Here is a 26124-nt window from a genome sequence, read left to right on the forward strand (position 1 = left end):
CTGCGCCTCCCACTTTCAGAAAGAGGTCAAAGCTTTGGTCCTGTTCTCCGTCGAGATTCCCTTCAGCTCTTGCGCGTGGCATCGCCGCCTTCGACTGCATCGCCTCGGTCGAAAAGCGCACAGAGTGGTTAACGATCTCGCCCGACCGCTCTGGCGTTTGCGACTCTTTGTCCCATTTGGTGCTAGAATGTGGCGAGGAGCGACCTAAAGAGCTTGGCTGAAGAGACCGCCAACGAGAAGACATACTACGCCGGACGACCAAGCGTCTGTCGCCATTGTGGCGCGTTGATCGGCGCCAACGAGGTTTCCTGTTTGCAGTGTGGTGCGCCGACGCCGATCGCCTTTCAAGTCGCGCGCGAATCACGCACTAAACGCTTTTTCCGCGCCGTGCTTTCGCGCCCGGCCCCTTTTACGGTCGTCTTTCTCACGGTCAACGTCTTCTTTTCTATTTTGATGTACCTGTCGGGCGGATCGGAAAACTATAGCGTGCTCGCCTCTTATGGCGCTAAGATCAACGCGCTGGTTGATCGCGGTGAGTGGTGGCGTTTCGTCACGCCCATCTTCCTCCATGCTGGGCCAATTCACCTCTTCTTGAACATGTACGGGCTATTGCTGCTCGGCCCATACGTCGAGAAACTGTACGGGTCGGCCAAGTTCGTCGTCTTCTGGATCGTCTCGGGAATCGCCGGCGTGATCGCCAGTTATCTGACCGTTCGCCCTGACCTCGCTTCCGGTTGGCTGGGAAGCTTTCTCTTCAAAGCGACCGACAACCCATCGGTGGGCGCTTCCGGCGCGCTCTTCGGGCTGATCGGCGTGCTCTTCGTTTTCGGCATCAAGTACCGACGCGAACTCCCCGAAGAATTCAAACGGAGTTTCGGCATCGGGTTGCTACCCGTCATCCTCGTCAACTTCGCTATCGGCTACGCCGGCCGCGGCTTCATCGACAACGCCGCACACGTCGGCGGCTTTCTCGCCGGCATCGCCTTGGCGCTGTTTACCGATTACCTTCGTCCCGAAAGCAGGGCGCGCACCTCTTTTTTGTGGCGCGCGGCGCAGATCCTCTCGCTCGCGCTCGTGATCTTCAGTTTTTACAAGATCGCCACCCATTTTTCCGCGCCGCCGCCCACCATTGAGAATGCGGCCAATCGCTTTTTGTCTGGCAGAGGCGGCGTGGAAGCTTACATTGAAGCGATCAACAAAGGAGAACAAGCGTTCCTGATCGCCTTCAGCAACGGCGATGCGCGCGCCGCCGAGGAGGGTCTGCGCGCGCTCGACTATGCACCGCATCTGGATGACGAAGCCGATGGGCTGCGCAACGAACTGAAGGCGCTCTTGCTGCGCGCGCGCGCGCTGGCGCAAACGTCGCAGACGGAGAATCGCTCCCCCGCCATTGGCAAACAGCGCGAGGATCTTTTGCTAGCGTTCGAATCGTGGCGCGAGCGTTTCCGGCTGTGGGTCGAACTCGACGGCCACAAGTACGGCATCCGCATCACCGCTGATGGCACGCGACCACGCTAAGTCGCACCGCAGAAACGGGCAACGAGCGATGCGCCGCTGTGGCGAGTTTCACCTCACCGTTTGATTACATGACATGCAAGCAGCGCCGTATGAGCTTCGAAGACGTTCGCTCTCAGCCGGTCCACTCCTCCGCGAGACAGTTGTGCAATGGACGCTTGGACACGGTAGAATTCCGCTTTTGGCGTGCGCTTCATCCGCGCGCATGCATCGAGAAAACTGCTGAAACTTTTCGCTTCAAGGAGAAGGATATGGAGATCAAAAAAGTCGGTGTCATCGGTTGCGGTCTGATGGGTTCAGGGATCGCGCAAGTGGCGGCGACCGCCGGGTTCGAGACCGTTGTGCGCGAAGTCGCCGAAGAAGCTTTGAATAAAGGCTTCGAGGCGATCGAAAAATCTCTGGCTAAGTTCGTCGAAAAGGGGACGCTCACGGCAGAGCAGCAAGAAGAGACGCGCCGACGCTTGCGCGGGACGACTTCGCTCGACGATCTGGCCGACTGCGACATCGTGATCGAAGCGATCACCGAAAATCTCGAACTCAAGCACGAGACGTTCAGCCGACTCGATAAGATTTGCCGACCGGAGACCGTCTTCGCTTCGAACACCTCATCGCTGTCGATCACGGAGATGATGACCGTGACGTCGCTCGAACGGCAGAAGCGCTTCATCGGCCTTCACTTCTTCAACCCCGTTCCGATCATGAAGCTAGTCGAAGTGGTGCGCACCATCTTGACCGATCCAGCCGTTTACGACGAAGCCGTGCGCTTCGCCGAAAAGCTCGGCAAAGTTCCGGTGCGCACGAGCGACCGGACGGGCTTCATCGTCAATCGTCTGCTCGTCCCCTACATGCTCGACGCCATACGCGCGCTTGAAGAAGGCGTCGGCAGCATCGTCGATATCGACAACGCGATGAAGCTCGGCTGCGGTTACCCGATGGGGCCGTTTACGCTCGGCGATTTCGTCGGACTCGACACGACTTATTACATCGCCGAGATCATGTTCAACGAGTTTCGCGAAAAGCGGTTCGCGCCGCCGCCTTTGCTCAAACGCATGGTTAAAGCCGGCCTTCATGGACGCAAAACGGGGCGCGGCTTCTACGATTACACGAAAGACCCGAAGAACCCGACACCGATGAACCTGCTTTGATGGTTCGCGTGGCGGCGAAGAGCGGCTCGAAAGGGTCGCTCTTCGCACGCGCAAGGGATCGCGATTGGCGAATGGTCGAGACGACCCGCAAGCTGGTCCACACGCTCTCAACCGAAAGGGCGCGCTTCGGGGGCACCTTCTATCCGTTGGTTCATAGGTCCTTGGACGCCGGTCTTCGTCGGATCGCGGCATCGCTGTTTCGCGCCCGCTCTCGGACACAGGTCTTTGTCAATCGCGGCATCGTGAAGCGAAACGGCAGTGTCGCCGCTTCCACCTCGCACTTGTCATCTCCGTCGAGCTTCCCTATACTGCAAACGCTCCCAACGCTCGCTGCGTGCATCGAAGAAGAAAAAAGTGCAACCGAAAGTTCATCAAGGCAAGCTGAACGCTTCTGGATTGCGCTTCGCCATCATCAGCAGTCGCTGGAACGAACTGTTGACGATGCGCTTGGTGGAAGGCGCGCTCGACGCGCTCGCGCGTCTGGGCGCAGAGGAGCAGGCGGTGGAGCATTTTCGCGTGCCGGGATCATTCGAGATCCCGCTGCTGGCTCGCAAGCTGGCGGCTTCCGGGCGGTTCGATGCCGTCATCTGTCTGGGCGTGATCATACGCGGCGAGACGCCCCACTTCGATTACGTCGCCTCATGTGCCGCCAACGGCATCGCGCAGGCGGCGATGGAGACGGGCGTGCCGGTTCTTTTCGGTATCATCACGGCTAACACGGTCGAGCAAGCGATGGACCGCGCTGGCGTGAAAGCTGGCAACAAAGGGGTCGAGGCGGCCATGGCCGCTGTCGAGCTGGCCAACCTCTACAAGGAGATGCGTGGATGAACGACTCGCAGACGATCGAGTCGCAACGCCGAGCAGCAAAATCTTCGCCGCGCCAGTGGACCTCATCGCCATTGCACGGACTGACTACCGAGCCGCGACGCCGATCAGCGAAATCTTTAGTGGCACAGCGACCACGCTCTCTCAAGCGAAGCGAGGTTGGCTTGGTTTTTCGTTCACCATCTTTCGTGACTTTGACGACGGTTTTCTTATGGGCTTGAGGCGTAAGGCGCGCGAATGCGCCTTGCAGATGCTCTTTGCAGCGGACATCGCCAGAACGCGCGCCGACGAATTGGTGCGGACCTACTGGGCCGAACTCGGTGAACCGGAACTTGACGACGAAGCGCGCGATTTCGCGACGCGCCTCGTCATGGGCGTCTTGGCTCACCTGCCAGAATTGGACGAGCGCATTCGCCGTCGCGCCGAGCACTGGCGCATCGAGCGCATGGCCGTAGTCGATCGCAACATCTTGCGCCTGGCCGTCTACGAATTCCTTTACGAACCGACGCCGCGCGCCGTCGTCATCAATGAGGCGCTCGAAATCGCGCGTCGCTTCTCCACCTACGAGGCGACGCAATTCATCAACGGCATTCTCGACGCCATTCGCCGCGATCTCGATCTGGAGCAACCGCGTCCAGACGAGCCCGATACCGAGGACGGCGAGCGTTTTGCCTCGGCCTGACGCGATGCGATTTAGACGCTTTGCCAGCCAAAACAGCCTCTACGCCACGGCGAGCGTTTTGCCTCGGCTTGGCGCACTGCGATTTTGCCTCCGACAAAGCCCCCGCTTTGCCGATGCTGATGCCAACTATTAGCGCAAAGCGATGGATGACCTGCTGCAAATCTTCTTCGCTGAAGCTGAAGATCTGACCGAAGCGCTCAACAAAGATGTCGGCGCGCTTCGCGTCCTGCGCCATCGCGGCAGCGAGCGGCGAGAAATCCTCGCGCGCATCTTCCGTCACGCGCACACGCTTAAAGGCTCTTCCGCCGCGCTCGGTTTCGCCGATATCTCCCGCTTGGCACATGAATTCGAATCCTTGCTCGATGCCGCGCGGACCGGACGACTCGACATCGACGATGCAGCGCTCGATCTATTTGAGCAGACGGCGCAAGCGCTGGCAACAGCGCTCGATTGCGCAGCCCGACATGAACCCCTGCCTGCATCCGATGAGATCATCGCCCGGCTGCGAGCACTTGCAACGCCGCGCTCCGCTGCGGACGACCCGCTCACCGCGCTGCCGCCGGATCTGGCTCAAATGCTCAACGAATACGAACAGCATCGGCTGCGCGAGGCCGCACGCGAAGGCGCTACCCCCTACGTCGTCAGCGTCGCTTTCGATCTCGCTGACTTCGATGAAAAGTTTCGCGCTCTGCGTGAAGCGCTCAGCGAACGAGGCGAAGTCATCGCAACAGTTCCCGAAGCGGAAGCTAGCTCTCCCGAGAAGATCCATTTCCGCATACTCTACGCGAGCGCGAGCGACCGCCAAACCATTGAAGAGACGACGACCAAGTTCGCCGCTCGACTCATGGCCGCGAGAGCGCAAACCGCCGATGAGAAAACAACCGCAGCGGAACGCCAACCAGCGGAAGACGTTCCACCAAGGGCACTAGCCACTACGGTCAGCCCCCCTGCGCCTTCCCCATCTTCGCTGGTGCGCGTCTCGCTCGAAGAATTGGACGACATGGTCTTCTCCTTTCACGCTCTCTTCACCGAGACGATGACGACACTGGACAAAGCTTTGCGTGGCGTCGAAGGCGACGTAGAGACGGAGCTTCGCGCGGCGCGCCTTCGTCGCCATTTCCTCGAACTGGAAGAGCGATTAGTGGAGCTGCGCATGGTCCCGATCGCGCAAACATTGGAACGCGCCGCTCGCTCCGCACGAGCTACGGCACGCACAGCCCAAAAAGAGGTCGAGGTCGAAATCACCGGAGGAGAGGTCAGGCTCGATAAATCGCTCGCCGACATGATCTCCGATCCACTGCTGCATCTGGTTCGCAACGCGGTCGATCACGGCATCGAACCGAGCGAGCAACGCCGACAAGCGAACAAGAGCGCGCGCGGCAAACTCACCCTCGAAGCGATATCTGAAGGCAGTCGTATCGTGGTTCGCGTCAGCGACGATGGACGAGGCATTGACCCTGCGCGCGTGCGTCGCACGGCGATCGAACGCGGGTTGATCGACGAGAGCGACTCTTTAACGCAAGAGCAGATCTTGCGCTTGATTTTCCGTCCAGGGTTCTCAACGGCGGCGACCGTCTCAGATATTTCCGGACGCGGCGTTGGCCTCGATGTGGTCGAACGCGCGGTCGAGCAGACGGGCGGCGAACTGCGCGTTTGGAGCGAAGTAGGGCGCGGCACGACCTTCGAGATGGTGTTGCCGACCACGCTCACGTTGCTGTCTTCGCTGGTTGTTCGCTCAATGGGCCACCGCTACTGCGTGCCGTCTAATCAGATCGTGGAGACGGGCGTTATCCGTGCGACCGAGATCGAACGTCTCGGAGAGATGCGCGTCGTTCGCTGGCGGGGCGCAGTGCTGCCGTTCGTCCATCTGCGTGAGCTGCTCGCACAACCGCCCGCCGAAAATGGCAGCGAACGCATCTCGATCATCGTCTCGCGCCTTCGCGAGCAGCAGAAAAGCCCGCAAGCGGCGGAAGCGCGCCGCGTTGCTATCGCCGTCGATGAGTGGGAGGGCCACAGCGAAGTGCTGGTTCGCAGTCTCGGTCGTCACGCCTCACATTGGCGCGGCATCAGCGGTGCGACTGAACTTTCAGACGGAACCGTGGCTTTGATCCTCGATCTTCCTCGCTTGTTGGAGATAGAACGTCGCTGAACCGAAGAACGCGCGGCCATAGATTCGCCCACGCGCCCTTTGATTGGCGCCCGACATTTCGTCAGCTTCACTCGGACGATCCCGTGGTTCGCTCATCTCGACGAAGCCGAGCTTCTTAACCGATCATTGGACGACGTTTGTGCCAGTCGGTCGCTTGCTGATAACGATGGGCGATTTCGATCAAAAGTTTTTCGCTGAATGTTGGACCAATGAACTGAATTCCGGTCGGGAGTCCGTTCTGCCCAAACCCGTTCGACACCGAAATGGCCGGCACGCCGACTAGGTTGCTCGCTCCAATCGGGGATGAGGCGGTAACCCCTGGATAGGCCTGATTGAAAGGCTTATCGATCGGGTAAGCGACGGTCGAGCGAGATGGCGCGACGAGCACGTCATACTTTTTGAACATCTCGACCCAGGCCCGGCGCATCGGCGCGCGCAAGCGCATCGCATGCAGGTAATCAACGGCCGTGACGAGCGACGCGGCATATCCGCCGACGCGCCCTTGCGGCGAAGCGAGTTCGCGAACGCGCCCCGATTCGATCAGATCGCGAAACGCGCTCGCGCCTTCGGCATCGACGATCGTGCTGACGGCTGGCCCATACGGGAAATCCGGCAGCGCGATATCCATCGCGATCTCGGCGAAACGGCGAAGCACATCGAGCGCGCGCAAGAAATTCTCGCGCACTTCGGGTTGCGCTTTCTCATACGAATCCTTCATCACAGCGATTCGCAAGCGACGCCGTTTGGGTGGCACTTCTTGACGCTGGAAGGGATAGGAGAATCTCACATCGCGCGTCGTCGGATCCGAAGGATCTGGGCCAGCGATGGCCGCAAGCACGAGGCCGCAATCGTCCGCTGTGCGGCACATCGGGCCGAGTTTATCGAGCGTCCATGAAAGGGCCATCGCGCCATGACGCGAAACCAAACCATAAGTTGGACGTAGTCCCGTGATCCCGGAAAAAGCCGCCGGCGTGATGATTGAACCGGAGGTTTCCGACCCGATGGCGAAAGCGACGAGCCCAGCAGCGACGGCAGCGCCTGGCCCCGAAGAAGATCCGCCGCTCCAGAAATTCAAGTTCCAAGGCGTGCGACATGGTCCGGTGAAGGAAGCGCCAGCCTCGTTGTACCCCATGCCGCCCGCAAGTTCGATCATCGCCAGCTTCGCTGCAAGCACAGCTCCTGCTTCACGCAGGCGGCGGATGACCGTCGCATCGTAATCGAAACGTTGATCCTTATACGGCGCGGCGCCCCAGCTCGTCGGCGCGTTGTGCGTCGCGAGCAGATCCTTCGCCCCGTATGGGACGCCGTGGAGCGGCCCACGCCAACGCCCGCGCCGCAATTCGCGCTCGCGCTCGCGCGCTTCTTCGAGCGCAGCATCGCGCATCACCGTCACCACGGCTCCAAGACGCGGACCAATTCTTTCCAGACGATCGAGATAAACTTCAGTGAGTTCAACCGGCGAAAGTTTCCGTGCGCGTATCCGTTCAGCTAATTCGCGCACGGAAGCGAACGGGATCGTGTCGGGCAGCATCGGTCGCCTTTCTACTTCATCGGAAAGAGATCTGAGACCGTGAAACTGACTTGCGGGAAAGCTTGGGGCGCGACGCTCTCGCCGCGACCAAGGCGGCAAACGCGTTGATAACCGTCGCCGCTCGGCTGAAAGTGAACTTCTATCTCCTCCGTTTCGAGATCGATCAGCCAAAGTTCAGGGATTCCGGCACGCGCATAAAGAGGCACTTTCACGGCGCGATCGTACCGCGACGACGTATCGGCCACTTCCACAATCAGCAACACATCAGCAGGGCCGGGCATCTCGCGCGCGTAAAAGTCTTCGCGCCGACGAAGAAGCGCCACATCGGGCTCCGGCTCCGACCGTTCATCAAGACGGATCGGATTCTGGACCCATAGAACTGTCGCTTCAAGGAACTCGCGTGCGAAGAGTTCAGTCAATTTGCTAACGCACGCGGCGTGACGACGACCGATCGGCGCCATCTCGATGATCTCCCCTTCGATCAGTTCCACGCGATCATCCTCGCCGAGGACCCCAGCCTCAAGCATCCGATGATATTCATCCACGCTGAACAGTCGTCGTCCGACATCGATAGACATGCTCTCTGTTGCCCCTTCGACGACATCGGTCTAACACTCGCTCGACCACCGTTGCTTTCCTCAAACGAGTAGATCGGCGACTTCTAGAACGGCTTGCGGGAAAGCTCGTGGTGATAGCAAGTCACCGCGCCTTAGTCGCTTGCAAGATTGATAGCTCTCGCCCGCTGGCTGTGCATAGACTTCGATCGTTTCCGCTGTTAAATCCACCAACCAAACTTCGCCGATCCCAGCATTAGCATAAAGAGGCACTTTCACGGCGCGATCGTACCGCGACGACGTATCGGCCACTTCCACAATCAGCAACACATCAGCAGGGCCGGGCATCTCGCGCGCGTAAAAGTCTTCGCGCCGACGAAGAAGCGCCACATCGGGCTCCGGCTCCGACCGTTCATCAAGACGGATCGGATTCTGGACCCATAGAACTGTCGCTTCAAGGAACTCGCGTGCGAAGAGTTCAGTCAATTTGCTAACGCACGCGGCGTGACGACGACCGATCGGCGCCATCTCGATGATCTCCCCTTCGATCAGTTCCACGCGATCATCCTCCGAAAGGATGCCCGCTTCGACCATGCGATGATATTCATGGACGGTGAAATGGCGACGTTCGATTTGAATCGACATCGTTCCGACTCCGTGGCCCGTAAACTCACTTCGAGATGATAACACAAGGAGCCGCAAACGGTTCCGAGAAGGCGACGCCCGCGTCGTCCCCCTTTTAACCGCTTGCAGCAAAGCGTTGCGATCCACTTCTCCCGCGCGGATCAATCCGTTTAGACAAACATCGCGATCCCAGTTAGCCCGCTTTGCTTCGTGAGGCGGAGGCGTGATGACCGCCCTTACGCCCGAAAGATGAAATCAGGCTCGTCACCGTTCTCCAGCTTGGCGGTCCGCAACCGTTCGCTCGACCGCGCATAGCTGTCAAATTCTCTCCGCAGCCTTTCCAACTCATCGCCGGTGAACTTATCGCCAAATCGTGCCCGCGCCACTTCCACGTAGGCGGCAACCAAAGTCGCAGAATCCGCCTCGGAGTTCTTTGGCGAACGCGCGCTCGTTCCCGAGCCGGACTGCGGCTGCGCCTTGTGGTTTATGATCAAAGGCGCGGAGATGATCGCCGCGGCGACCGAGCGCGCGAACTTCCTGCGCCCCGTTGGTTCCACTTTTTGTCTTCTCTTCATCGGCCATCGCTCCTCGCGGCGCACATTCTATCTCATCGCGTAGTTTGACGCGAATGCCGGGCACTGGCAAAAGGCGCCCGCCGCTCCCTCTCGTTCTTCTGGCCTGTGCAATCCGGGCGCGATAGTGCTACTCTATTGGTTTAAGCGGTAGGTTGTTTCAACGTCCTTGGCCGCGGGAATCAGTGAGAGACCGTCCACATAGACTAAGGTGTAGAACGAGATGAGTTCCAACGGAAGAAACGTCGATTTATCGGAATATATCGCTGAACATTTCGGGGCGAACGCGACCTACGTCGAAACGTTGTTCAACCGTTTTCGAAGCAATCCGAGCTTGGTCGATGAATCGTGGCGCGCCTATTTCACCGAACTGTTGAGCGAATTCGGCCTTGACGGCGAAGCGGCGCGCGCGGCAGAGACAGCAGCATCGCCAACGGCGCCTTCTGCGTCCGTCATCCCTAAGCCAGTGGCGGCGATGGCGATCGAAGGCGAAGCCGAACCGATCCGCGGGCCAGCACTGAAGATCGTCGAGAACATGGAGACGAGCCTTTCAGTGCCGACGGCCACTTCGCAACGCAAAGTCCCGGTCAAAGTCCTCGAGGAGAATCGGCTCATCATCAACCGCCACTTACAACAGAAAGGGCGCGGCAAGGCTTCTTACACGCATCTGATCGCATGGGCTATTGTGCGTGCGCTCGAGGCCTTTCCGCACTTGAACGACGCTTACGGAGTGGTCAACGGCGTGCCCTCGCGCATCCGCCGACGCGAAATCAATCTCGGCATCGCCGTCGACCTTGAACGCAAAGACGGCACGCGCTCGCTCGTCGTGCCGAACATCAAGAACGTCGGCGCAATGCGCTTTTCTGAGTTCCTCGCCGCCTACGACGAGATCATCCGACGCGCGCGCGAGGGGAAACTCCAAGTCGCTGATTTCCAGGGCACAACCGTCTCTTTAACCAACCCCGGCACGATCGGCACGGTCGCGTCCATGCCGCGTCTGATGGTCGGCCAGTCTCTGATCGTCGCCACGGGCGCGATCGAGTATCCGGCTGAGTATCAAGCGATGGCGCCTGAACTGCTGTCGCAACTGGCGATCAGCAAAGTCATCAACATCACGAGCACCTACGACCATCGCATCATTCAAGGCGCTGAATCGGGCGCTTTTCTCGCCCGCATTCACGAACTGCTGCTCGGCGAACACGATTTTTATCAGGAGATCTTCGCCGACCTCGGCATCCCATATAAACCTATGCGTTGGTCGGTCGATCGCCTGCCGCCGATCTTCGACGCCGAACACCAACGCGAGCAGATGGTCAAACAGGTGCGCGTGCGCGAACTGATCAATGCTTACCGCATCCGCGGACACCTGATCGCCGATCTCGACCCGCTCCATGCGATGCCCGTGCTCTATCATCCCGAACTCGACATCGAAACCTACGGGCTGACGATCTGGGACTTGGACCGCGAGTTCGTCACAGGGGGCTTGGGCGGCGTTGAACGCGCGACCTTGCGCCAAATACTCGACATGCTCCATCGCTCCTATTGCGGGACGATCGGCGTCGAGTACCGTCATATTCAGAGCCTCGAACAGAAGCGTTGGCTGCAGGAGAGATTGGAAGCGCCGCCTGAACCCGTGCCGGTCGAGGTCAAAAAGCAGATCTTGTGGAAGCTCATTTCCGCCGAACAGTTCGAGCGCTTCCTGCATACGAAGTATCTGGGCCAGAAGAGGTTCTCGCTCGAAGGCACGGAGACGATCATTCCGCTCTTGGACCAGTTGATCGAGGGCGCGGCTCGCCGTGGCGTCGAAGACATAACCATCGGCATGGCCCACCGCGGTCGGCTGAACGTGCTGGCGAATGTCATCGGGCGCTTTTGCGAGCGCATCTTCGTCGCCTTTGAAGGATCGGTCCACCCGAACTTTCCGGCTGACGAAGGCGATGTGAAGTATCATCAGGGCGCCACTGGCGTGCGCGAAACGGTTGACGGGCGACAAGTTCGGCTGACCGTTTCGCCTAACCCGAGCCACCTCGAAGCCGTTGATCCGGTGGTCGAAGGGATGGTCCGCGCCAAACAAGACATTGCCAAAGACGAGCGGGGTCTCTCGCCGGAAGAGGCGTGGGCGCGTTACATGCCCGTGTTGCTCCACGGCGACGCGGCCTTCGCTGGTCAAGGCGTCGTCATGGAGACGCTCAATCTCGCGGACCTCAAAGGCTATCGCACGGGCGGCACGATCCACATCATCATCAACAACCAGATCGGCTTTACGACCTCGCCCGAGGCCGGACGTTCGACCATCTATTCGACCGACGTGGCGAAGATGACGCAACTTCCGATCTTTCACGTCAACGCCGATGATCCGGAAGCGGCCTATCGCGTCCTTCAGATCGCGCTCGACTTCCGTCAGAAGTTCCACAAAGACGTGGTGATTGACCTTGTCGGCTTCCGCCGACTGGGTCACAATGAGACGGACGAGCCGAGTTACACACAGCCGCTCATGTACGCGCGCGTGCGCGAGCACGAAGGGGTGCGCGTTAAATACGCGCGCCAGCTCATTCGCGAAGGCGTGATTACGGAAGCTGAGTTGCAGCAGTTGATCGAAGAGCGCGTGCGCCGCTACGAGGAGGTTTGGGCCCGCGCTAAAGAACAGGTCAAGCTCCGGCCCGCGCCAAAAGAGCTTCCGCCGCCCGTCGAAGAGGAAGATGGTTCAGCGATCATCGAAACGCCCGTCTCAGCCGAAATCGTGCGCGAGATCGGCCATCGCATCGCCGTCGTACCAGAGGGCTTTCACGTCAACCCGAAGATGGTCAGCCAGCTGACGCGCCGCGCCAAGATGAGCGAAGGACAAGCGCCGATCGATTGGGCGTTTGCCGAAGCGGTCGCCTTCGGCTCCCTTGTGATCGAAGGCAAGCGCGTGCGCTTGAGCGGGCAGGATTCGGGGCGCGGCACGTTCAGCCAACGCCACGCCGTGCTCTACGACACGCAGACTGGGCAAGCTTGGTCGCCGCTGGCCGAACTACGTTCGCCTGTAAATCCGCCAGCGCGCTTCGAAGTTTACGATAGTTCCCTGTCGGAAGAGGGTGTACTCGGCTTCGAGTACGGCTACTCGGTCGTCGCGCGCGATGCGCTCGTGATGTGGGAAGCGCAGTTCGGCGATTTCGCCAACGGCGCGCAGATCATGATCGATCAATTCATCGCTTCGGGCGAAGACAAATGGCAACAGACTTCGCGCCTCGTCCTGCTGTTGCCACACGGTTACGAAGGGCAAGGACCAGAGCATTCGAGCGCGCGACTTGAACGCTTCTTGCAATTGTGCGCCGAGAACAACATGACCGTCTGCTATCCAACGACTCCGGCGCAGTATTTCCACCTGCTCCGTCGCCAAGTCAAACAAGAAGCAGCCCGCCCGCTCATTGTGATGACGCCGAAGAGCCTGCTCCGATTGCCCGCGGCGAGTTCGACGCTGGACCAGCTGACGACGGGCGGATTCCAACCGGTGCTCGACGACACTGACGTGAAGGAAGCGACCGCCGTGCGGCGCGTGATCTTCTGCAGCGGCAAGGTCTATTACGATCTGAGCGAAGCGCGCAAACGTTCCGAAGAGGCACGCATCGCCATCGTGCGTTTGGAGCAGCTCTATCCGTTCCCCGCAAACGCCTTGCGCGCGAGCCTGGCACGCTATGAGCGGGCGAACGAATTCCTGTGGGTGCAAGAGGAACCGAAGAACATGGGCGGCTGGACATTCGTGCAACCGCGCATCGAGGCGTTGCTGCCCGAAGGCGCGCGCTTGCACTACGTCGGACGCGCCCCATCGGCCAGCCCAGCAACCGGTTCGTACACGATCCATGAACTCGAACAACGCAAACTCGTGGACGAAGCCCTGATGCAAGACGCGCCCATCTTGTCCGAAGCGAGCAAGCGCACGCTCGCCGGCCAAGCGGCAGGATGAGCCACAAAACTTCACAGCTCGATGCTTCAGCAAAGGAGCCTTCGAACTCTTCAGCGGGTTCGCTTCGAAAGCGGAAGGATCACGTAGCGTATCCTTCCGCTTCCGTTCATTTCGAACGTAAGCCTGCGATGCCACTCCCCTTTGAACACGCTCGCGGGAGAACAGCTTTGAAATCTGCCGTTACAATTTTCACGCTCCGGACCAAAGCTTGCGCTGCAGCGCGATGAAGCGTTCGATAATGACATCCTGCGCGCCGTGCCGCCCGTCCTCTACGATCCGACGTCCGCCGATCACCACGTCACGCACTGCGCTACGCCCGCCAGCGAAGATGATGTGCGACAGAAGAGAATGGGCATCGGCTCCAGCAAGCGCAGCGTCTTGAAGATCAACGGTGAAGAAATCAGCCGCGCTTCCCGATGCAAGCTTCCCCGCGTTCAAGCCTAAGCTCTGCGCTCCGTTGACGGTCGCCATTTCGAAAAGACGCGCAGCCAAACTGCCAAAAGCCGCTTCATCCGTCTCCGCCGGCGGAGCGAGTATGGCGCGCGCTCCGTTCTTCAAGCGCAAGTTGAGTTCCAACTCGCGCGCATCTTCGAGCAGGTCCACTTGCGCGTGGCTATCAGTTCCCAACGCGATGCGCGCTCCGGACGCGCAGAGCGCATCGGCGGGGACAACCCCATCGCCCAAATTGCGTTCCGTCGTCGGGCAAGCGCACACGCGCGCGCGCCCTAGAAGCCCTATCTCCTCGTGATCAACGTGAATGGCATGAACAGCTGTGAATCTTTCATCCAAGAAACCTTCTTCGGCGAGCAAGCGGACCGGCGTGCGTCCGTATTCACGCAAACAAGCTTCAACTTCAGCAAGCTGTTCCGCGACGTGCATGTGGAAGGGATAACCGCCTTGCGAACCGAAACGCGCCGCCTCACGCAGTGCCCCAAGAGGAACGGCGCGCAGGCTGTGCGGTGCAAGGCCGATGCGCACGCGCCCATCCGGTCCCTCATCAAGCTCCTTTCGCAAAGTCTCGACGCGAAGAAAGTAGTCGGACGGATCGGACGTGATGAATCGGCGTTGCCTGCGGTCCAGTTCGACGTTGAATCCGGCGCGCATGTATAGCGCGTCGAGCAGACAGATCCTCAAACCGACAGCGAGCGCAGCGCGAACGACCTCTTTTGCGAGCAGCCCACGTTCTGCATATGTCTCTCCATCGGGCGCGTTATGTAGGTAATGGAACTCGCCGACCGTCGTGATGCCGCTCAAAGCCATTTCGAGAAAGGCCATGCGCGAAACGTCGTAGACATCTTCCGGTTCGAGTCGCGACGCGAGCGCGTACATCGCGTCGCGCCACGTCCAAAAAGTTTCACGCGCGCGCCGACGCCCTTCGGTTCTGGCGCGGAGCGCGCGTTGAAAAGCGTGCGAGTGCGCATTGACCAATCCCGGCAAGATGGCCCGCCCACGCAAGTCAATGACGCTGGCGACGCCGTCAACCTCACGCGCAAGACGCACGATGCGTCCGCGCCGGTCGCACACGAGCGCGAGATCTTTCTCGAAACGACCGTTGACGTAAACGAGGTCGGCGAGCCATGCCGTTTCACCCTTCATCTTCTCTGGAAGCATACCTTAGCTTCGTGCGACGGATCGCTTGATGTCCCCCGCCACGTCCCGAAACATCAAGCGATGACATCTTCTTCGACGCGGTGGCGTCGCGGCGAGGTTTCGGCCACGCGCTTGACCGGCGACTTCGCTCGTGAACCACAACCTGTAGTAGGGTGACCGCTACAGGTTGTGGCGATCTCATCGTGCGCGGCCCCCATCAACGGCTCTGATCCGAAGCAGCGCGCGGCTCTTTCAATGCGGCGGCCTTTTTCTGCGCGATCCAGTCGTTGACGTTGCGCTCGAGGACATCAAGCGGCACGGCTCCGGCGCCGAGCACTACGTCATGGAACTCTCGTATGTCGAAGTTCTCTCCGAGTTCGCGGCTGGCGCGCGCGCGCAGCTCTTTGATCTTCAGTTCGCCGATTTTGTAAGCGAGCGCTTGTCCGGGCCACGCGATGTAGCGATCTATTTCGTTCGTGATATCGAGTTCGGTTTTGGCCGCGTTCTCCTTAAAGAAGTTGATCGCCTGTTCGCGCGTCCAACGCATGTAGTGCATCCCCGTATCGACGACGAGGCGGACAGCGCGCCACATCTCGTAAGTCAACTGCCCAAACTTCGAATAAGGGTCATCGTAGAGTCCCATGTCGTCGCCGAGCGATTCGGCATAAAGACCCCATCCCTCGATGAAGGCCGTATAGCCGCCGTAGCGACGGAAATTGGGCACTTCCCCCAGTTCTTGCGCGAGCGCGATCTGCAAGTGATGGCCGGGCACGGCCTCGTGCAAGCTGAGCGCCATCATCTCGTATTTGGGGCGTGTTTCGGGCTTGTAGAGGTTAACGTAGTAAGTTCCGGCGCGCGAGCCATCAGCCGCCGGACGTTGATAATAAGCAGTCGTGGTATCGGGCGCGATCTTTTCCGGAATGGGGTCAACGCCGTACGGCATGCGCGGCAAGCGACGAAAGACTTTGACCAAATGCGGATCGATGCGTTTGGCCGTTGCGCGATAGGCCATCAACAGCTCTTCCGGCGTCTTGTAGTAAAAACGCGGATCGGTGCGCAGCAAGTGGAAGAAATCTTGCAGCGAGCCTTTGAAGCCGACTTGGTCCATGATCCGCTGCATCTCGGCGCGAATGCGCCGCACTTCGCTGAGCCCCAGTTCATGAATCTCGCGCGGCGTCAAATTGGTCGTCGTGTAACGGCGGGCGAAATAAGCGTACATCTCTTCGCCGTTCGGCAGCTGCCAGATGCCGACCTGATCGAGCGAAGCGGACAGATACTCGCCGACGAAGAACTCCTTGAACCTCTTGAACGAGGGGATGATGCTTTCGGCGATCGCTTGGCGCGCCGCCTGCGCGAGGCGCTCGCGCTCAGCGGGCGGAATTGAACTGGGGAAGCGTTTGAAAGGTTTATAGAAAGGACTCTCCTGCGGATCAGCGACGATCTGTTTGTCTATTTGCGCGGGGACGCGCTGCATGATGACTTTCGGGAGCAACATCCGCGCGCGTATGCCTTCGCGCATGAGCGCAATCGTCTGGTCCATATAACGCGGAAAGCTGCGCAGACGCGCGATCCAGTCCTCGTAATCTTTGATCGTCGCGAAGCGGAGCGAATCGGCGAGTTCATCCGCCGTTTGAATTCCGCCGCGCTGGTTGAGTGGGATCAAGTACCATTGGTACTTGAAGCCTTCGACCTCGGCTTCGTACTCCCGTTTGAACAGGTCGTAGTTGAGTTGGTCTTGAGGCGAGAGTTGACTTCGGTCGATCTTCGCCAACCGAGCGAGCACCTCCCGGTTGTGTTCGTGTCGCCGGCGGATCGCCTCTAGACTGAGATCCTCCCACCGATCGTTCCAACGTCGGTCGCCGAGCAGCGACGCCCACGTTGGGTTCTGTTCCATGCGGTAATCCCATTCGGCAGCGAAAAGATCATGCAGGGCTTTAGCCGCGTCGCGGCGTTGATCCTGTTGCGCCGCGGCAGACGACGAAAAGAGTAAAACCAGAGCGATGGATAGCGAGCGTAATCGCATTCATTCCTCCTCGGAATTGACACATCAGAGAAATCTTCATCGAGCATACAACAACAAGGGGAAGCGACGCCAAAAGCCGACCATCTTCGAGTGCAGAGTCAGCCCCCCTTCGCACCGCTTATCTTCGCGCCTCACAGGCTGATATACTTTGTACGTTGCCCGGCATCAAAGCAACAATCGGGAGCGAATCGAGCATCACACGGACCTAGTGCGGCTTTACGAATCCGCGGCGCGGTCCGAAAGAGAAAACGAAGCGAAAGCGAGGCTATGAGAAGCTTGATCCAACGATCTTTCGCCCCTGCGCGCGTGATGGCCAATAGATGCCCAAGGAGAGAGTTGATGAGAAGCGCCATGCAGCGAGCTTTCATCCTTCTGTTCTGTTTCGCCGTGCTGGGAGTGGCGCAACAACAGCCAGCCAACCAAAGCCAGCAAGATGTTGAAAAGATCTTCATCCGTCGCGTCCGCCTACCCGTCACCGTGCTCGACAAAAAGGGGCAGCCCGTGGCGGGCCTGAAGCAGACGGACTTCATCGTGCTTGAGGATAAACAACCGCAGCAGATCGAAAGCTTCGCGGAAAACAGCGAGTCGGTACCACTTTACATCGCTGTGTTGCTGGATACGTCCGCTTCGACTGCCGGCAAGCTGAAGTTCGAACAGGAAGCGGCGCTCAACTTCATCTACACCATTGCGCGCCCACGGCGTGACAAAGTGGCCTTCGGAACGTTCGACGACGAAGTGCGACTTCTGCAAGATTTCACGGACCGCTACAACTTGGTCGACAAAGCCATTCGCAGCATCAAAAAGCCGGGAACGCAGACCTCGCTCTACGATGCCGTCTGGCAATTCTGCAACGAGAAGATGCGCTCAGTTCCGGGACGTCGCGTGATCGTCATCGTCACCGACGGTGATGACACCTACAGCCGCGCGACGCTGCGCGACGCCATCGACATCGCGCAACGAACCGAGACGCTCGTCTTCGCCATCTCCACCAAAGCGGGCTTCTCCGGCACCGTACCGGGCGTTGAAGCGGGAACGGTGGCCGACAAGGGCGACCGTGATCTCGAAAAGCTCTGCGAAGAGACGGGCGGACGCGCGTTCTTTACGGGCGATATGCTCGCGCTGGAACGCTCGTTTGCGCGCATCGCCCGCGAGCTTCGTTCGCAGTACATCATCACCTATCGCCCGAGCAACGATCGTTACGACGGCAGCTTCCGCCGCATCGAAGTCAAACTCGTCAACGGTCGCGACGGAATGCGCGTGCGAACGCGACGCGGTTACATGGCGGTGGCCGACAACGTCGCCGCACAATAGTCGAACGATGCAGCCTTAGAAACGCAACAAAGCTGAAGATCGCCAATGCTCGAACGAACCCGCAAACTGTCGAAAAGGATCGGTCGCACGGATGGGTGCCTTACGTCTTGCGTCCGGCAAACGCTCGTCCTGCTATTGACGCTCGCGTTGTGGGCTTCTTCGAGCGCCGCCCAACAGCAGGCTGATCCGGCCCAAACGACGAGACCGCGTCGCGCCCAGCCCACATCCTCCGCGCCGCAGCATCAACAGCCCCGACCGCCGCAGGAGCCAAGAAAACAGGGTGAACCCATCGATGAGGATGACGTCGTGCGCATCGAGACCGATTTAACGACGGTGCTCTTCAGCGCGCGCGACAAGAACCGCAGATTCGTCACGACGCTGCAGCGCGATGATGTGCGCATCTACGAAGACGACGTGCCGCAAGAGATCTCCACCTTCGAACGCCAGACGGAGCGCCCGTTGTCGTTAGCTATCCTCATCGATACGAGCCTCTCACAAGAATTGACTCTGCCGGACGAAAAAGCTGCCGCGCGCGCTTTCGTCCGATCGGTGGTGCGCCCAGACAAGGACGAAGTCGCCGTCATCTCCTTCACCGGCGATGCCACGCTCGAACAAGGGATGACGAGCAACGTCGAGCGCATCCAGCGCGCCATCGAACGCGTCAGCCTCGCCGTGCCCGCAGGTTACATCGGCGGCGGCGTGACCGCGCCCGGAACACCCCCCATCTCGGGGCGGACCACCGAAGGGACGACCGCCATCTGGGATGCCGTGTGGGTGACCTGCGACGAGATCCTCTCTCAGACCTCGGACCGCACGCGCCGCGCGATCATCTTGTTGACGGACGGCGAGGATACGAGCAGCCGCCTCAAGATGCAAGAGGCCATCGATCGCGCAATTAAAACCGAAGCGACCATCTACGCCATCGGCATCGGCGATCCATATAACTTCCGCATAAACGAGAGAGCGCTTCGCCGACTGGCCGAAAACACCGGCGGGCGCGCCTTCTTCCCGCGCGACGAAACGGAGCTTCGCGCCGCCTTCGCTCAGATCGAAGAAGAGTTGCGCTCGCAGTATCTAGTCGCCTATGCGCCGACCAACAAGCGGCGCGATGGATCCTTCCGACGTATCCGCATAGAGGTCGTCAATCCCGAACTCCGCAAACAGAAACTGCAGCTCGTCTATCGCCAAGGTTACTTTGCGAAGATCGCGGCCAAGCCCTAGACGATACAAGAGAGTTTCCGATAAAACGAGCGAAAAAGAAAGAACCTCTCGCTAGACGTGCTCGCGCTGGTCCGATAGGCAAGACCAAACCGGTATGACGAGCAACGGCGAAAGGCCTTTTCGCTTAAGGCCGCGACCGAGATTCAAGCCCCCTTTTGCCCGATGATCACGCAACCGAGCGCGTCGGTTGCGTGATCTTTAGCGCGCCGCCAGTCCCTGACTATTCCGCCAGTTCGGCCAGTTCGGCCAGCGAAGCGGCACGCCACATCACGATTGACAGCTTCCTTTTGCCACGAGCGATGATCGCTACTCTCATTGCGAGACGGTCGAGAAACCTTAACTCATAGCGTAGAAGCGCGCACGAACCCTCGCTCGCGCTCCCACAGAACATCGAATTCAGCGCCGCTTCTGCGGCGCATGGTCCAAATTCGGTAGTGACAAATCCGTCTTGTCATTGCTATACTAGCGGCGCCCTTCGCGCGGGCTTCCGGACGGCAGCAGACCAGGGAATCTCCGCTTTTCGTCCAAACGTCAATCGTCACAGCGCTTCTGATAGAGATCGCTGGGAGCGAAAGGGCACCGCTTGCGGCTGATCCGACCGGAGTCGATGAAGCGGACTTTGGAACTGGAGATCACGACCTTATCACTATGAACGACGATGCACCTCGTCGACCGAATCAACCGACGCTGCTCGTTGTCAACGACGAACCGGAAACGCTCGAAGTTCTGACGATCCTGCTACAGAACGAAGGATATTGCGTCTTCGGCGCGTTGAGCGGCGAGGAAGCGCTCGCGTTGACCGAGCAGGTTCAGCCCGATCTCGTCATCAGCGACATAGTCATGCCGGGGTTGGATGGGATCGAACTGTGTCGGCGTCTGAAGTCGAACGACCGAACTGCGGATGTGCCTGTGCTGCTGGCAAGCGCGCGCGGAGCGCTTGATGACGAAGGGTTACGCGGACTTGAAGCGGGCGCCGACGATTTCCTCGAGATGCCTTTCCGCCTGCAAGAGCTTTTGATCAAGACGGCGCGCCTCGTCGAACGAAGCCGCATCGAACGCCATTATCGGGATCTGGTCGAACAAGCTGCCGACATCATCTTCACACAAGACAAGCATGGGCGCATTACGAGCATCAATCGCGCAGGGGCGAGCTTTTTCGGTCATCCGGCGGCCAGCTTGATCGGTTTGTCAGTGGTCGAACTTTTCGGCGAACCGCAAGAGGCCGTATCGCAATCAACAACCGAGGGAGCGAAACGCAACGTCCATCGCGTTTACGACGCTTCGCGCTCGGTTCGCTATCTCGAAGTGATCACGACGCCCGTCTATGACGCGCGCGGGCAAATCGCTGGCATGCGTAGCATCGCGCGCGACATCACCGAACGGAAATCACTCGAAAAATACTTGGCGCGCCAGGTCGAACGCGAGGCGATCATCGGACGAATCACGCGCGCCGTTCACCGTTCGCTCGATCCGGCGGAAGTCTTTCGCGCAGCAGTGATCGAACTCGGACAAGCTTTGGAGGCCGACCGCTGCGTGCTCTTCATTCCAGACGAAGCGACCGGAGTTGTCCGCGGCGTAGCCGCGTACTCGGCGCCCGATGTCGAGCCCCCGGTGATCGAATACAGCCTCAAAGACCTCGCCGGAGTGAAACGCCTGATCGAAGCGCGCGGTTTCATCGCCAGCGATGACACGACCAACGATCCGCGTTTGCGAGAGATCTACGAAACGGTGCTGCGCCCTTCAGGGATTCAATCGGTTCTTTACGTCGCCGTCAGAGTGGGCGGGGACCTCCACGGTGCCTTCGCCATTTCAAAGGTGCGCGAGCTACGCCATTGGAGCGAGATGGACATCGCGCTCGCACAATCGATCGCCGAGCAAACCGGGTTGGCCATTCGCCAAGCGCAGTTGTATCAACGAGCGACGGCGGCCTCCATGCGCGAAGCGCTCATCAACCGTCTGGGACAAGCCATTCGCGCTTCGCTCAACCTGCCCGAAGTATTGAACGCCGCGACGCACGAACTGGGGCGCACTCTCGCAGCCTCACGCGTTGACATCTGCCTCTATGCTCCCGGCGAAGAAACGCTCAAACCCGATTGCATCTATGCCGCCGACCGCGCATCAGAACGCTTGCGTTTGCAGGGCAGTTACCAATCACCGATCGCGCAGCGTTTGATGGCGACGCTGCAACCTATCATCATCGCTGACGCTGAGCAGGAGCAAGATCCGCTGTTGCGACAACGGCTGAAAGAACACGGCATCAGATCGACGATCCTCTTCCCGCTCATCTTCCAAGGCGATTTTCGCGGGCTGCTGCGCATCTTCCAACTGGACCGCCCGCGGCGCTGGACCGAAGACGAAATCGCCTTGATCGAAGCTGTCGCCACGCAATTGGCCACTGGGATCGCGCACGCCGAACTTTTCGGTTTGGTCGCTCAAGCCAAACGCGAATGGGAAGCGACCTTCGACGCCATGTCCGACGGCATCTTCATCTTCGATCTCGACCGAAGACTGGTCCGGATCAACCGCGCCGGAGCAGCGCTTGAAGATTCTTCGCCGCATCTGCTCATCGGGCGGCGTTGCTGCGACGTCTTGCGCGCAACGGATCGAACCTGTCTCGTCGAACGCGCGTTACGCGAACGACGCCGATTGACGCGCGAATACGTGCCCGAAAATTCCTTGCGCCCGCTGCTCGTCACGGCTGAACCGTTGATTGCGGACCAGGGGCGGATCATGGGCGTCATCTGCACGGCGCGCGATTTGACGGAGCTGCGCGAAGCGCAAGCGGCGGCAAGACAGCAGCAGACGCTGTTGGTCAGCGTGCTTCAAAGCGCACGCGAAGCGATTTATGCCGTCGATACCGAAGGACGCTTGCTTTGGTGCAACCGCGCCATCTTTGAGCTGACCGGCTGCGCTCCGCCGGAATTGATCGGACGCCGCATCTTTGACTTCATTCACGAAGAGGACCGCGCGCAGGTTGAAGCCTCTTTGCAGAAGACCTTTGCCGGACAAGCGCAATCGTGCGAAGCGCGCTATCGGGGCGCTGATGGCTGGCGTTACGCGCTCATCAACAGCACGCCGCTACGCCTGGACGAGAAAGTGACCGGCAGCCTCTGCTTTGCGCACGACGTAACCGAGCAGAAACAGCAGACCGAACGCTTGATGCAAGCGGAGAAACTGCGCGCTCTTGGTCAACTGGCTTCCGGCGTGGCCCACGATTTCAACAACGCGCTGGCGGCGATCATGGGGCGCACGCAGTTGATGCGTCGTCAGCTCAGCGATCCCAAGCTCCTTCAAAGCCTCGATGTGATTCAAAAGGCCGCCGAGGATGCCGCCGCGACGGCGCGGCGCATTCAAACATTCGCGCGTCAAGCGCCGCTCGAAAGGTTTGAGCGCCTGGATGTCGGATCGCTCGTGCTCGATGCCATTGAGATCACGCGCACGCAGTGGGAAGATGAGGCCTTCGTCCACGGACGGCGCTACGACGTGGCGCTCGACGCCCCTTCGGGCCTCTACGTCTCCGGCAACGCTTCGGAGCTGCGCGAGGTCTTCGTCAACTTGATCATCAACGCCATTGATGCGATGCCAAAAGGCGGCACCCTGAAGATCTCCGCTCAACGCGATGGTGGCGAGGTAGTCCTTCGCTTCACCGATCAAGGCATTGGCATTCAACCGGACGCGATGGGAAGGATCTTCGAGCCTTTCTATACTACCAAAGGCGCGCAGGGCACGGGCTTGGGACTCTTCGTCAGCTACGGCATCATCGAGCGGCATCGCGGGCGCATCGAGGTCGAATCCGAAGTCGGCAGCGGCACGACCTTCATCATCCATCTACCGGCGGCTCATGCCAAAGCGACTCAGCGCTGCTTGCAGCAACTCGCCCCATCAGAATCTCTTTGCGTTCTCGTCGCCGACGACGAACCGGCTGTGCGCGAGACGCTGGCCGACATGCTGACTGCGATGAACCACAAGGTCGTCGAAGTCGATGGCGGACGGGCGGCCTTCGCCGCACTGGCGACTCAACCTTTCGACTTGGTCTTCACTGATCTCTCCATGCCTGAAATCGATGGCTGGCAGATTGCGCGCACCGTGCGTCGGCATCAACCGGAGATCGGCATCGTCCTCGTCACCGGCTACGGACACGAGGCGCTCGCCCAAATCGAAGACAAAGACTTGGTTGATGGCATCATCGCCAAGCCTTTCGACTTCGAGCAGATCGCCGAGGTGATCTCCAACGTCTTAGCCCGCCGCCAGCAGAACGTGTAGCAGGCGTCTAGGGCTAGAGGTGAAAAGTGGAAGCGAGCGACCGTGTCGCCCTCGGCTCGCCTCAGCGCGCGGCGCAGGCCGAGCGCTTCAGTTCTTTTTCGCGAGGATGAGCCACGATCCGCGCGCCATTTATTTCGACTCGCTCACTTTGAGCACGGCAAGGAAAGCTTCTTGTGGGATTTCAACGCGCCCGATCTTCTTCATCCGTTTTTTGCCCTCTTTCTGCTTTTCGAGCAACTTGCGCTTGCGCGTGATGTCGCCGCCGTAGCATTTGGCCAGCACGTTCTTGCCCATGGCGCGAATGGTTTCGCGCGCGATGACGCGACTTCCAATCGCGGCTTGAATCGGCACCTCGAAGAGCTGGCGCGGAATCAACTCCTTCATCTTCTCGACGAGCGCACGCCCCTTGACGTGTGCATTGCTTCGGTGAACGATTAGCGAAAGCGCGTCCACTGGTTCGCCCGCCACGAGGATGTCGAGCTTGACGAGATCGCTTTCGCGATAGCCAGCGAATTGATAGTCAAGCGAAGCGTAACCGCGCGAGACAGATTTCAACCGATCGTAGAATTCGAGCACCACTTCGTTGAGCGGCAGTTCATAGGTGAGCATCACGCGCCCTGGGCCGAGGTATTCAAAGCCGCGCTGCTCGCCTCGTTTCTCTTCAAGAAGCGAAAGGATGCCGCCTAAATATTCATCCGGCGTCAGGATCGTCGCCGTGATCACCGGCTCTTCGATCTTTTCGATCTTGCCGGGTTCGGGCATCTTTGCCGGAGAATCGACCTCGACTATTTCGCCGTTGGTCAACGTCACGCGATAACGGACGCTCGGGGCCGTCGTGATCAATTCGAGATTGAACTCCCGCTCCAAACGCTCTTGCACGATCTCCATGTGGAGCAAGCCGAGAAAACCGCATCGGAAGCCGAAACCGAGCGCCACCGATGTCTCCGGCTCGTAGAAAAGCGAGGCATCGTTCAAACGGAGCTTGTCGAGCGCCTCGCGCAACTCTTCGTACTGGCTCGCATCGACCGGATAGAGTCCGGCGAAGACCATCGGCTTGATCTGCTGAAAGCCGGGAAAGGGCTGAGCGGTTGGACGCGCCGCCTCGGTGATCGTATCTCCGATCTGCACATCGGCCACCGTCTTGATCGAAGCGGTTAAAAACCCGACTTCGCCGACGCCCAATTCCTCTATAGGCGTCGGACGTGGACGGTTGACGCCCAACGTCTCCACCGTATATTCCCGCCCCGTATTGAAGAAGCGTATCTTCATGCCCGGACGGATCGTCCCTTCAATGACGCGGAAGAGGACGACGACGCCGCGATAAGGGTCGTACCACGAATCGAAGATGAGGGCTTTGAGCGGAGCCTCTGGATCGCCTTTGGGCGGCGGAATGTCGCGCACGATCGCTTCCAGCACCTCTTCGACGTTCTGCCCCGTTTTAGCGCTCACCATGATCGCGTCGTGTGCAGGCAGGCCGATGACGTGCTCGATCTGTTCGAGCACTCTTTCCGGTTCGGCTCCCGGAAGATCTATTTTGTTGATGACCGGGATGAGTTCGAGGTTGTGTTCAATGGCTAGATAGGTGTTTGCCAACGTCTGGGCTTCCACCCCTTGCGAAGCATCGACGACGAGCAGCGCTCCTTCGCAGGCCGAGAGCGCACGCGACACTTCGTACGAAAAATCGACGTGACCGGGCGTGTCGATCAGATTGAGCACGTATTCTTGCCCATCGCGCGCGCGGTAATGGAGCCGCACGGCGTGGGCTTTGATCGTAATGCCGCGCTCGCGTTCGAGATCCATCGCGTCGAGCACCTGTTCGGTCATCTCGCGTTCGCTCAATGCCCCGGTCAGTTCAAGCAACCGATCAGCCAGCGTCGATTTGCCGTGATCTATGTGCGCGATGATGGAGAAGTTTCTTATCCGTTCCGGTTTCATCTCGATCTCTCGAAATCCTTTGCGTTTCTATCTTGAGCAAAATCGGCGCGCGGCGATCCGCATTAAAGTTTGATTTTACCCGAGAACAGACCCGGGGCGAAGTCCCGCTCCGAACCTAGCGAAAGGCGACTTCAAACGACGATCGCGAAGAGAAGCAAGAGATCTTCCGGCGTTGCTCGTCAAGATGCCGCAGCTCATCTGAACTCCCCTCGCTGGACCAACTCGCGGCCTTCTTATA

16 protein-coding genes are annotated in these 26124 nt (G+C 59.5%); 9 read left to right on the top strand and 7 right to left on the bottom strand.

The window, feature by feature from the left end:
• Positions 1 to 213: 213 nt before the first annotated feature.
• The 5 genes from C4334_RS06055 (at position 214) to C4334_RS06075 (ending at position 6316) form a co-directional block, all read left to right on the top strand.
• Entirely contained in the window at positions 214 to 1518 is a 1305-nt protein-coding gene (locus C4334_RS06055; RefSeq protein WP_352431187.1) for a rhomboid family intramembrane serine protease, read from the top strand.
• A gap of 248 nt (positions 1519 to 1766) precedes the next feature.
• Complete coding sequence (locus C4334_RS06060; protein WP_352431188.1) at positions 1767 to 2660, top strand: 3-hydroxyacyl-CoA dehydrogenase family protein; 894 nt, start codon at positions 1767 to 1769, stop codon at positions 2658 to 2660.
• 354 nt (positions 2661 to 3014) lie between these two features.
• Positions 3015 to 3488, top strand: a complete 474-nt coding sequence (gene ribH, locus C4334_RS06065) for a 6,7-dimethyl-8-ribityllumazine synthase (protein WP_352431189.1) — start codon at positions 3015 to 3017, stop codon at positions 3486 to 3488.
• Positions 3481 to 4167 carry a transcription antitermination factor NusB gene (gene nusB, locus C4334_RS06070; RefSeq protein ID WP_352431190.1) on the top strand — a complete coding sequence of 229 codons (687 nt, stop codon included), beginning with the start codon at positions 3481 to 3483 and terminating at the stop codon, positions 4165 to 4167. The genes ribH and nusB overlap by 8 nt, the downstream gene beginning before the upstream one ends.
• Before the next feature lie 142 nt (positions 4168 to 4309).
• Positions 4310 to 6316: a chemotaxis protein CheA gene (locus tag C4334_RS06075; protein ID WP_352431191.1), complete on the top strand. Its 2007-nt coding sequence runs from the start codon at positions 4310 to 4312 to the stop codon at positions 6314 to 6316.
• A 115-nt stretch (positions 6317 to 6431) separates the two neighbouring features.
• Here C4334_RS06075 and C4334_RS06080 read toward each other — a convergent pair whose 3' ends face one another.
• The 4 genes from C4334_RS06080 to C4334_RS06095 form a co-directional block, all read right to left on the bottom strand.
• Positions 6432 to 7847: an amidase gene (locus tag C4334_RS06080; RefSeq protein WP_352431192.1), complete on the bottom strand. Its 1416-nt coding sequence runs from the start codon at positions 7845 to 7847 to the stop codon at positions 6432 to 6434.
• A gap of 11 nt (positions 7848 to 7858) precedes the next feature.
• Complete coding sequence (locus C4334_RS06085; protein WP_352431193.1) at positions 7859 to 8425, bottom strand: Uma2 family endonuclease; 567 nt, start codon at positions 8423 to 8425, stop codon at positions 7859 to 7861.
• 60 nt (positions 8426 to 8485) lie between these two features.
• Positions 8486 to 9046 carry a Uma2 family endonuclease gene (locus tag C4334_RS06090; protein ID WP_352431194.1) on the bottom strand — a complete coding sequence of 187 codons (561 nt, stop codon included), beginning with the start codon at positions 9044 to 9046 and terminating at the stop codon, positions 8486 to 8488.
• A gap of 215 nt (positions 9047 to 9261) precedes the next feature.
• Positions 9262 to 9600 carry a hypothetical protein gene (locus C4334_RS06095; RefSeq protein WP_352431195.1) on the bottom strand — a complete coding sequence of 113 codons (339 nt, stop codon included), beginning with the start codon at positions 9598 to 9600 and terminating at the stop codon, positions 9262 to 9264.
• A gap of 220 nt (positions 9601 to 9820) precedes the next feature.
• Here C4334_RS06095 and C4334_RS06100 point away from each other — a divergent pair, with 220 nt between their 5' ends.
• A complete protein-coding gene (locus tag C4334_RS06100) occupies positions 9821 to 13543 on the top strand; it encodes a multifunctional oxoglutarate decarboxylase/oxoglutarate dehydrogenase thiamine pyrophosphate-binding subunit/dihydrolipoyllysine-residue succinyltransferase subunit (RefSeq protein WP_352431196.1) in 3723 nt (1240 codons plus the stop codon).
• Positions 13544 to 13732: 189 nt separating this feature from the next.
• On the opposite strand, the gene C4334_RS06105 is transcribed toward C4334_RS06100, so the two are convergent.
• A complete protein-coding gene (locus C4334_RS06105; RefSeq protein WP_352431197.1) occupies positions 13733 to 15139 on the bottom strand; it encodes a formimidoylglutamate deiminase in 1407 nt (468 codons plus the stop codon).
• 211 nt (positions 15140 to 15350) lie between these two features.
• Complete coding sequence (locus tag C4334_RS06110) at positions 15351 to 17156, bottom strand: DUF885 domain-containing protein (RefSeq protein ID WP_352431198.1); 1806 nt, start codon at positions 17154 to 17156, stop codon at positions 15351 to 15353.
• Between the two features lie 339 nt (positions 17157 to 17495).
• Between C4334_RS06110 and C4334_RS06115 the strand changes: the two genes are divergently transcribed.
• The 3 genes from C4334_RS06115 (at position 17496) to C4334_RS06125 (ending at position 23951) form a co-directional block, all read left to right on the top strand.
• A complete protein-coding gene (locus tag C4334_RS06115) occupies positions 17496 to 18467 on the top strand; it encodes a VWA domain-containing protein (protein WP_352431199.1) in 972 nt (323 codons plus the stop codon).
• A 306-nt stretch (positions 18468 to 18773) separates the two neighbouring features.
• Entirely contained in the window at positions 18774 to 19688 is a 915-nt protein-coding gene (locus C4334_RS06120; RefSeq protein ID WP_352431200.1) for a VWA domain-containing protein, read from the top strand.
• A gap of 648 nt (positions 19689 to 20336) precedes the next feature.
• A complete protein-coding gene (locus C4334_RS06125) occupies positions 20337 to 23951 on the top strand; it encodes a PAS domain S-box protein (RefSeq protein ID WP_352431201.1) in 3615 nt (1204 codons plus the stop codon).
• A 129-nt stretch (positions 23952 to 24080) separates the two neighbouring features.
• Here C4334_RS06125 and lepA read toward each other — a convergent pair whose 3' ends face one another.
• Positions 24081 to 25886, bottom strand: coding sequence for a translation elongation factor 4 (lepA, locus tag C4334_RS06130; RefSeq protein ID WP_352431202.1), 1806 nt, complete (start codon positions 25884 to 25886; stop codon positions 24081 to 24083).
• Positions 25887 to 26124: the final 238 nt, after the last annotated feature.

Origin of the sequence: Pyrinomonas sp., from assembly GCF_040289685.1 — a bacterium.
Lineage (GTDB): Bacteria > Acidobacteriota > Blastocatellia > Pyrinomonadales > Pyrinomonadaceae > Pyrinomonas.